The sequence below is a fragment of the Actinomycetota bacterium genome (assembly GCA_036280995.1).
Taxonomy (GTDB): domain Bacteria; phylum Actinomycetota; class CALGFH01; order CALGFH01; family CALGFH01; genus CALGFH01.
Map to the genome: position 1 here is coordinate 1 of DASUPQ010000352.1, position 8942 is coordinate 8942.

Sequence of the window (8942 nt, forward strand, 5' to 3'; positions counted from 1 at the left end):
GGAACCCGCGCCCGCCGGGCGCGCCGGAGCCCGCCCCTCCCCGGTTCCCGGGGCCCCCGAACCGGGAGGGTAGCCCCTCCGGGCAGGTGGGACGCGGGGTTGTCCACAGCCGGTTCATGGGGCGGGCCGCCCTCGGGCGCCGCTGGTGAGGAGCATGCCGGTCCGGCGCAGGGCGCGGCCGTCGGCCCCGATGGTGAACAGGTGCTCGGTGTCGTCGTCGGTGATGGCGCTGAACAGCAGCCGCCCGTCCCCCTCGGGCAGGCGCCCGCCGCCCCGGCAGGGCTCGGCCTGGGGGCGGCCCGGCTCCTCCCCGCCGGGCTGGGGGACGGCCGTGGCCCGCCGCAGGGTGCTGGCCGAGCCGGCCAGGGCGGCGCCCTCGCGGACCAGGGTGAGCTCCAGCTCGACCACGGCGGTGTCCTCGATCCGGTAGCCGGCCAGGGTGGGGACCTCCAGGTCGAAGTCGGCCCGGCGGATCCGGGTGCCGCCGGCGACCTGGATGCTGTCCCCGTCCCAGCGGGCCTGCACGGGGACGTCGAGCGGCCGGGTCACCCCGTGGAGGGTGAGGTTCCCGGGGAGGCGCAGGTCGACCACCCTGGCCCCGGACACGTCGCCCAGCGGGACCGGCTCGCGCAGGCGGAAGCTGGCCGTCGGGAAGCGGTCCGTCTCCAGGCCCTCCTCGCGCATGCGCCCGTCCCGCGGCTCGACGTCGGTCCGCAGGCGGGTCATGTCCACGGTCACCTCGGCCCCGGTGACGGCGCCGCCGGCGATGGTGACGGTGCCGCTGACGCCGGGGGAGCGGCCGACGACGTCGTTCGGGGCCGAGATCGACCCCAGCCGCTCGCGGACCCGGTGGCCGACGAACCCGTCGGCGTCCGGGGCCACGACCCAGGTGCCGTCGGGCCGGCCGCTGCCCCCCTCGCCGGCGCCGGGCCGCAGCCGGGCCTCGGGCGGGGCGTCGCGGCCGGCCAGGAACAGCCAGCCGCCGCCGGCCAGCACGGCCACGGCCGCCACGGCGGCGAGCGCGCGTCTCGGCAGAGGCCCCATGCCCCCGGTACGCCCGCCGCCCAGGCGTGGTTCCCGCGCCGGGCGGGTCGGTGGCGATTCTCAGCGAACGTTAAGGTCCGAGCTCGACCGGGACCACGGTCAGCTCCAGCAGCTCGCCGCCCCGGAAGGCGCGGACGACCAGCGGCCGCCCGATGCGCTCGCCCACCATCAGGCGCTGGAGGTCGCCGGCGTCGGTCACGGCCACGCCGTCGACGTCGATGATCAGGTCCTCGTTGCGCAGCCCGGCCCGGGCCGCCGGGCTGCCGTCGACCACCTGGACGACCTCGACGCCGGCGGCGCGGTCGAGCGTCCTGGCGACCCGTGGCGGCAGCGGCCGGCTGCCGCCGGCGATGCCGAGGAAGGCCCGCCGGAACCGTCCCTCGCGCATCAGGGCGGCGATGATCCGCCGGGTGGTGGCGTTGATCGGCACGGCCAGGCCGAGGCCGATCCCGGCCACGGCCGTGTTGACCCCGACCATGCGGCCGCGCCCGTCGACCAGGGCGCCGCCGGAGTTGCCGGGGTTGAGGGAGGCGTCGGTCTGGATCACGTTCTCGATCAGGCGGCTGGTCCGGCCGTCGCTGGTCGGGAACGAGCGGCCGAGGGCGCTGACCACCCCGGCGGTGATGGACCCGGCCAGCCCCATGGGGTTGCCGACGGCCACGACGAGCTGGCCGACCCGGAGCCGGTCGGCGTTCCCCAGGGACACCGGCTCCAGGTCGGCCCCGCTCGCCCGGATCACCGCCAGGTCGGACAGCGCGTCGCGGCCGACGACCTCGAAGCGCAGCTCGCGGCCGTCGGCCAGCGAGGCCCGGCCCTTGCCGGCCCCCTCGACCACGTGGGCCGAGGTGACCAGGAAGCCGTCCGGGGTGATCGCCACCGCCGAGCCGGAGCCCTGCGCCTGGCGTCCCCCGGGCAGCCGGCGGCTGATCCGCAGGCTGGCCACCGAGCCGATCACCCGCTCGGCGACGCCGGTGACCACCTGGGAGTAGGCGTCGAGGGCCTCGTCGTCTGTTGGGCCGGGCGCGGCCCGCTGGTCGCGGTCGGCATCGGCCAGCAGTGCGTCGACGAAGTGGATGGAGCTCATCGTCGCCTCCCTCCCCGAGTAGGTCCTCCTCATCGTAATACTGTAATCAGCGTTTCGCCGACCGGCCGGCGGCGAACGTTTCGCGCGCGTCTCGGGCGGATTGCATACTGTTGCCGCCATGCCGGTCGACCCTGAGCTGCTTGCCGGTCTGCGGGCGGCGGTCGAGGCCGTGCCCGACAACCTGGCCCTGCGTCTGCACGTCGCCACGCTGCTGCTGGAGGCGGGCCGCCCCGCCGAGTCGCTGGAGCACAGCTCGGCCGTGCTCGCCCTCGAGCCCGGCCAGCGCGAGGCCGCCCAGCTGGTCGAGCGGGCCACGGCCGCCCTGCCCGACACCCCGTTCCCGATGCCGGCCCCGTTCTCCGCGGCCCCGCCCGATCCCCAGCACCGGGGGGCCACCATGGACCAGTGGGTGCTGGGCGAGGTCGAGGAGCCGCGGACGACCCTGGCCGACGTCGGCGGCATGCCGGCGATCAAGCGCTGGCTGGCCACCGCCTTCCTGTCGTCGCTGCGCGACCCGCAGATGCGCCGGCTGTTCGGCCGGTCGCTCCGCGGCGGCCTGCTGATGTACGGGCCGCCCGGGTGCGGCAAGACGTTCCTGGCCCGGGCCGTGGCCGGGGAGCTGGAGGCGGGCTTCCTCCGCATCGACCTGGGGCACGTGGTCGACATGTGGCTCGGCTACAGCCGCCGCAGCATCCACGAGATCTTCGAGACGGCGCGGGCCAGCGCGCCCTGCCTGCTCTACCTCGACCAGCTCGACGCCATCGGCCCCCGCCGGGCCGGCCGCCGCCACTCGATCGGGCGGGGGGTCGTCGACCAGCTCGTGGCCGAGCTGTACAGCGCCAGCGAGGAGCACGAGGGGGTGTTCGTGGTCGCGGCCACCGAGCACCCCTGGGACGTCGACGCGCTGCTGCGCCGGCCCGGCCGCCTCGACCACCGCCTGCTCGTCCTGCCGCCCGACCGCCAGGCCCGCGAGGCCATCATCCGCTCCGTCCTGGACGGCCGCCCGCTGGCCGAGGACCTGGACGTGGCCACCCTGGCCGCCCGCACCGACAAGTACTCCGCCGCCGACCTGGCCCAGCTCTGCGAGTCGGCGGCCGCGGCCGCCCTCGAGGCCTCGATGGTCAGCAACAGCTCGCGGCCGATCGCCCTGGAGGACTTCACCCGCGGGCTGCACGAGATCCGCCCCAGCACCCCGCCGTGGTTCGACCTGGCCCGGGACTACGCCCGCTTCGCGGCCGAGCCCGGGTCCTACGACGACCTGGTCAGCTACCTGCGGGCCCGCGGCTAGCCGCGGCCCGCTCGCGCAGCTCCTCGACCAGCGCCGCCAGGTCGGTCCCGAGGTGCTCCAGGACCTTGGCGGCGAGCCCCTCGGTCACCTGGGCCAGGCCCAGCAGCTCGTGTCCGGTGCCGACCTGGTCCTGCCCGAGCCGGCCGGCTTCGGCCACGGCCAGCTGGAGGGCCTCCTTGGCCAGCGGGGTGTACGGCGGCGGGTGGCCGGCCAGGGCGCCGGGGCCGAAGGTCGCCTCCAGGCGGGAGCGGACCTGGCCGAGGTCGATCCCGATGGTGGCCAGCGCCTGGTCGGGCGGTACCGGGGCCGGACGGGGGCCGACCAGCTGGTCGATGGCGGCCCGCACCCCGTCGAGGGTGACCGACCGCTCGGCCAGGATCACCGCGGCCAGGCCGGTGCCCTCCCGGAGCAGCCCGACGAGCAGGTGCTCGCAGCCCAACTGTCCGTCGTCCTGCTCGACGGCCTCGGCCTGGGCCTCCAGGATGGCGGTGCGGGCCTCCTCGGTGAAGATCTCGAACATCAGGCCTCCATGCCCATCGCCTTGCGGCGGGCCGCGTGCTTCTCGTGCACCGACTGCCTGGTCACCCGGAGGGCGCGGGCGATCTGCTGCCACGACCAGCCCTGGCTCCGGGCGTTGTCGACCTGGAGCCGCTCCACCTGCTCCAGCAGGTTCCGGAGCGCCCACACGGCGTTCAGCCCGACCGACGGGTCCTTGTCCGCCAGCGCGCCGGCGAGGCCGGTGGCGTCGTCCTGGGAGGGTGCCTGCTCGTCCATGGCGTCAGGCTAGCCTGACAACCGAGGAGCTGTCAAGCTGGCCTGACAGCCGTGCCGGGAGGCGGCTGGTCCAGCACCGCCTCGGCCTCGATCTCGACCCGCCAGCGGGGGTCGAGCAGGCCGGCCACCACGACCATGGTGGCGGCCGGGCGGACCTCGGCGAAGACGGCGCCGTGGGCCCGGCCAACGGCCTCCCAGTCGGCCGGGTCGACCAGGTACATGCGGGTCCGGACCACGTGCTCGGGGCCGGCCCCGGCCTCGGCCAGGGCGGCCAGGATGATCTCCAGGCAGCGGGCCGCCTGGACCTGCGGGTCGGGGTCGCAGGAGCCGTCCGGCCAGATGGGGGCGGTGCCGGAGACCAGCACCCGGTCGCCGGCTCCCACGGCCCGGCTGAAGCCGATCAGCGGCTCGTAGGGGGAGCCGGAGGCGACGCGGCGGCGCTCGGCGGGGCTGGCCATGGCGGCACCTTAGCACGTCCTGCAAACGCTCCCTCTTGACCAACCAGCAGAGGCACGTTCATGCTGAGCGATGGCAAGAGAGCGCTCTCACACCTGGAGGCCACCGGAGATGACCGCGCGGTTCCCCGACGGGTTCGTGTGGGGGGCGGCCACCTCGGCCTACCAGATCGAGGGGGCGGCCGCCGAGGGCGGGCGCGGGCCCTCGATCTGGGACACCTTCGCGGGGACCCCGGGCCGGGTCGTGGGGGGCGACACCGGCGCGGTGGCCGCCGACCACTACCACCGCTACCGCCAGGACACGGCCCTCATGGGCGACCTCGGGCTCGGCGCCTACCGGTTCTCGGTCGCCTGGCCCCGGGTCCAGCCCGAGGGCCGCGGCCCGGTCAACCCCGAGGGCCTCGACTTCTACCGGCGGCTGGCCGACAGCCTGCTGGAGCGGGGCATCGAGCCGTGGGTCACCCTGTACCACTGGGACCTCCCCCAGGCGCTCCAGGACGCGGGCGGCTGGGCCAGCCGCGAGGTGGTGGACCGCTTCGTCGACTACGCCAGCGCCGTGTACGGGGCCCTGTCGGACCGGGTCGGCAACTGGACGACCCTGAACGAGCCCTGGTGCGCGGCCTTCCTCGGCCACGCCGCCGGCATCCACGCCCCCGGGGTGCAGGACCCGGCCACCGCCGTGCGGGCCGTCCACCACCTGCTGGTCGCCCACGGCCAGGCCACCCTGGCCATGCGGGCCCTCGACGCCCGGCCCCGGCTGGGCATCAACCTCAACCTGGACCCGGTCACCCCGGCGTCGGCGTCCCCGGCCGACGCCGACGCCGCCCGCCGCATCGACGGCCTCTACAACCGGCTCTTCCTCGACCCGCTGTTCGCCGGCCGCTACCCGCCCGACGTGCTCGAGGACCTGGGCGGGCTGGGCGGGCTGGACCGGGTCGGCGAGGCCGACCTGGCGGCCATGGCCGTGCCCCTCGACCTGCTCGGGGTCAACTACTACCGGCGCTGGGTGGTGGCCGCCCGGCCGGAGCGGCCGCGGCTGGGCGGGCCGCCCTCGCCGTGGGTCGCCGCCGGGGACGTCGAGTTCGTGGCCAGCGACCGGCCGCGGACCGCCCTCGGCTGGGAGATCGACCCGTCCGGGCTGGACGAGCTGCTGCTGCGGCTGCACCGCGACCACCCGTCGCTGCCGCTGTACGTGACCGAGAACGGGGCCGCCTTCGAGGACGGCCCCGACGCCGACGACCGGGTCCGGGACCAGGCCAGGATCCGGTTCCTGGACGGGCACCTGCGGGCCGCCCACCGGGCCATCCAGGCCGGGGTCGACCTGCGGGGCTACTTCGTCTGGTCGCTGCTGGACAACTTCGAGTGGGCCGAGGGCTACGCCAAGCGCTTCGGCATCGTCTACGTGGACTTCGCCACCCAGCGCCGCCTGCCCAAGGACAGCGCCCACTGGTACCGGGAGGCGATCGCCCGCGGCGGCCCGGACGGGCTGCCGCCGGCCCCGAACGGAGACAAGCGTTGAGCGGTCCGCCGACCCTGGAGCAGGTGGCGGCGCTGGCCGGGGTCTCAAGGGCCACCGTCTCCCGGGTGGTCAACGGCTCGCCCAAGGTCAGCCCGGTCGTCAGGGCCCAGGTCGAGCGGGCCGTGGCCAAGCTCGGCTACGTGCCCAACCGGGCCGCCCGCAGCCTGGTCACCCGGCGGGCCGACTCGATCGCGCTGGTCGTCTCCGAGCCGCACGCGCGCTTCCTCTCCGAGCCCTTCTTCGCCGGCATGGTCCGCGGGGTCAGCGCCGCCCTGGCCGAGACCGGCGTCCAGCTGGTGCTGCTGATCGCCCACGACCCCCCCGATCGTGGGCGGCTGGAGCGGTACGTGGTCGGCGGCCACGTCGACGGGGTGCTGCTGGCCTCCCTGCACGGCGACGACCCCCTGCCCGGCATCCTGGACCGGGCCGGCGTGCCCGCCGTCCTGGTCGGCCGCCCGCCCGGCCCCACCCCGGCGACCTACGTGGACGCCGACAACCGCGGCGGGGCCCGCAAGGCGGTCGACCACCTGGTCGCGCGGGGCCGCCGCACCATCGCCACCATCAGCGGCCCCCTGGACATGGCGGTCGGGCTGGACCGCCTGGACGGCTGGCGGGACGGGCTGGCCGCGGCCGGGCTGGACGGGGCCGGCGACCTGGTCGAGGCCGGCGACTTCACCGAGGAGGGCGGGGCCGCGGCCATGGGCCGGCTGCTGGCCCGGCCGGGCCGCCCGGTCGACGCCGTGTTCGCCGCCTCCGACCTGATGGCCGCCGGGGCGCTGCGGGCCCTGCGGGCGGCCGGCCGCCGGGTCCCCGACGACGTGGCCGTTGTCGGGTTCGAGGACTCGGTGGTGGCCCGCTACGCCCAGCCGCCCCTGACCACCGTGCGCCAGCCGATCGAGGAGATGGGCCGCCAGGCGACCCGCCTGCTCCTGGCCAGGGCGGCCGGCGAGCCCACCGGCATGCACCTGATCCTGGACGTGGAGCTGGTCGTCCGGGCCTCGGCCTGAGTCGTCAGCCGCGGAGGCCCGACTGGGCCACGATCGCCTCCAGCTCCTGCTCGAACAGGGCGGCGCCGTCGCCGATGGCCGGGGCCAGGTGGCCGAAGACCTCCAGGGTGACCAGGCCGTGGAGGCGGGCCCAGGCGCCCAGGCCGAAGGCCAGCACCGGGGCCGGCAGGGCGGGGCCGCCGCGCCGCCGCTGGAACGCCTCGACCTGGCGGGCCAGCGCCGGCGGCACCCGCAGATCGATCCGGTCCGGGTCGAGGGCGCCGTCGGCCCAGGCGTCGGCCAGCAGCCGGCCCAGCAGGTCGGTGTAGCGCAGCCCGGCCGGGCGGGTCGTCTCGGGAGCGACGTAGCCGGGGATGGGGCTGCCGAAGATCAGCGCGAACCCGGTCGGGTGGGCGAGCCCCCAGGCCCGGAAGGCGCCGAACGCGGCCCGCACCCGCTCGGCGTGGCGGCCAGGCCCGGCCGCCTCGACGGCCGCCTCCATGGCGTCGGCCAGCGCGTCGTAGGCGTCGACGACCAGCGCCGTGACCAGGTCGTCGCGGGAGGCGAAGTAGCGGTAGAGGGCGGGGGCGGTCATGCCCATCTCCCGGGCGATGGCCCGAAGATTGACCCCGGCCGTGCCCTCGGCGGCCATCTGCGCCCGGGCCACCGCCTTGATCTCCTCCACGGTGGCCTGGCGGACCCGGTCCCGCCGCGGCGACCGCGCCGTCGTCTCCGTCATGTTGACAGCATACAATGTAGTTACTACTGTTAACAACAGTGAACGTTATTCAGAAGGAGCGGAGCATGACAGCGGATCTCCACGTCGTCGTCGGGGCCAGCGGCGGGACCGGCGGCGCCCTGGTCCGGGAGCTGGCCCGGCGGGGCCTGCGGGTGCGGGCCGTCAACCGGGCCGGGAACGCCACCGTCCCCGCCGGGGTCGAGCGGCTGGCGGCCGACGTGACCACCCTCGAGGGCGCCAAGGCGGCCGCCGCCGGGGCGGCCGTCGTCTACCACTGCGCCCAGCCCCCCTACACCGACTGGCCGGCCGCGTTCCCACCCCTGACCGAGGCCGTCGCCGAGGGCGCGGCCGCCGCCGGGGCCAAGCTGGTCCTGGCCGACAACCTCTACCTGTACGGTCCCCACGCCGGCCCCCTCAGCGAGGACCTCCCGGTCGCCGCCACCGGACCCAAGGGCCGGGTCCGGGCCGAGATGGCCGCCCGCCTCCTGGCCATGCACCGCCAGGGCCGGCTGCGGGTCGCCCTCGGCCGGGCGTCCAACTACTACGGCCCCGGCGGCCGCAACAGTGTCACCGGCGAGCGGCTGTTCCGCGCCGCCGTCGCCGGCCGCACGGTCCGCTGGGTCGGCCGCCTCGACCAGCCGCACACCCTCAGCTACCTGGAGGACGTGGCCGCCGGCCTGGCCACCCTGGGCAGCGACGACCGCGCCGACGGCCAGGCCTGGCACCTGCCCGCGGCCGAGCCGCTCACCGGCCGCCAGTTCCTGGAGCTGGTGGTCGCGGCCAGCGGCGGCCGCTCCCGGATCGCCACCAGCTCGGCCGCCATGACCCGCCTGGCGGGCGTGTTCGTGCCCTTCATCCGCGAGGTCGGCGAGGTCCTGTACGAGTTCCAGGCCCCGTACGTGGTCGACTGGTCGAAGTTCCAGCGGACCTTCGGCCCGGTCAGCCCCACCCCCCACGCCGAGGCGGTCGCCCGGACCGTCGCCTGGTTCAGGAAATACGACGTTTCCGAGTAGACAGGTTCCTGCCGGGTTTCCGAGTAGACAGGTTCCTGCC

Annotated in this window: 10 protein-coding genes; 4 read left to right on the top strand and 6 right to left on the bottom strand. The window is 76.0% G+C overall.

The window, feature by feature from the left end:
- Positions 1-114 precede the first annotated feature (114 nt).
- Both VF468_11935 and VF468_11940 read right to left on the bottom strand, forming a co-directional pair.
- Positions 115-1044, bottom strand: a complete 930-nt coding sequence (locus tag VF468_11935; protein HEX5879008.1) for a YceI family protein — start codon at positions 1042-1044, stop codon at positions 115-117.
- A 70-nt stretch (positions 1045-1114) separates the two neighbouring features.
- Positions 1115-2128 (bottom strand): trypsin-like peptidase domain-containing protein, encoded by a 1014-nt coding sequence (locus VF468_11940; GenBank protein ID HEX5879009.1) that lies wholly within the window; start codon positions 2126-2128, stop codon positions 1115-1117.
- A gap of 118 nt (positions 2129-2246) precedes the next feature.
- On the opposite strand from VF468_11940, the gene VF468_11945 reads away from it, so the two are divergent.
- Entirely contained in the window at positions 2247-3416 is a 1170-nt protein-coding gene (locus VF468_11945; GenBank protein ID HEX5879010.1) for an AAA family ATPase, read from the top strand.
- Here VF468_11945 and VF468_11950 read toward each other — a convergent pair.
- Genes VF468_11950 through VF468_11960 form a run of 3 tightly spaced genes read right to left on the bottom strand, consistent with a single transcriptional unit; the run spans position 3391 to position 4648 of the window.
- Positions 3391-3936: a Clp protease N-terminal domain-containing protein gene (locus VF468_11950; GenBank protein ID HEX5879011.1), complete on the bottom strand. Its 546-nt coding sequence runs from the start codon at positions 3934-3936 to the stop codon at positions 3391-3393. The two genes, VF468_11945 and VF468_11950, sit on opposite strands and share 26 nt — an antisense overlap.
- The gene (locus tag VF468_11955; GenBank protein HEX5879012.1) at positions 3936-4190 is read right to left on the bottom strand and encodes a hypothetical protein; all 255 of its coding nucleotides are present in this window, start codon (positions 4188-4190) and stop codon (positions 3936-3938) included. Before VF468_11955 ends, VF468_11950 begins: the two co-directional genes overlap by 1 nt.
- 32 nt (positions 4191-4222) lie before the next feature.
- Positions 4223-4648, bottom strand: coding sequence for a RidA family protein (locus VF468_11960; protein ID HEX5879013.1), 426 nt, complete (start codon positions 4646-4648; stop codon positions 4223-4225).
- 109 nt (positions 4649-4757) lie between these two features.
- Here VF468_11960 and VF468_11965 point away from each other — a divergent pair, with 109 nt between their 5' ends.
- Together VF468_11965 and VF468_11970 are read left to right on the top strand one after the other, a co-directional pair.
- Complete coding sequence (locus VF468_11965; protein HEX5879014.1) at positions 4758-6164, top strand: GH1 family beta-glucosidase; 1407 nt, start codon at positions 4758-4760, stop codon at positions 6162-6164.
- Positions 6161-7171: a LacI family DNA-binding transcriptional regulator gene (locus VF468_11970; protein ID HEX5879015.1), complete on the top strand. Its 1011-nt coding sequence runs from the start codon at positions 6161-6163 to the stop codon at positions 7169-7171. The genes VF468_11965 and VF468_11970 overlap by 4 nt, the downstream gene beginning before the upstream one ends.
- A 4-nt stretch (positions 7172-7175) precedes the next feature.
- Here VF468_11970 and VF468_11975 read toward each other — a convergent pair whose 3' ends face one another.
- Positions 7176-7889: a TetR/AcrR family transcriptional regulator gene (locus tag VF468_11975; GenBank protein HEX5879016.1), complete on the bottom strand. Its 714-nt coding sequence runs from the start codon at positions 7887-7889 to the stop codon at positions 7176-7178.
- Between the two features lie 65 nt (positions 7890-7954).
- On the opposite strand from VF468_11975, the gene VF468_11980 reads away from it, so the two are divergent.
- Positions 7955-8902: an NAD-dependent epimerase/dehydratase family protein gene (locus VF468_11980; GenBank protein ID HEX5879017.1), complete on the top strand. Its 948-nt coding sequence runs from the start codon at positions 7955-7957 to the stop codon at positions 8900-8902.
- Positions 8903-8942: the final 40 nt, after the last annotated feature.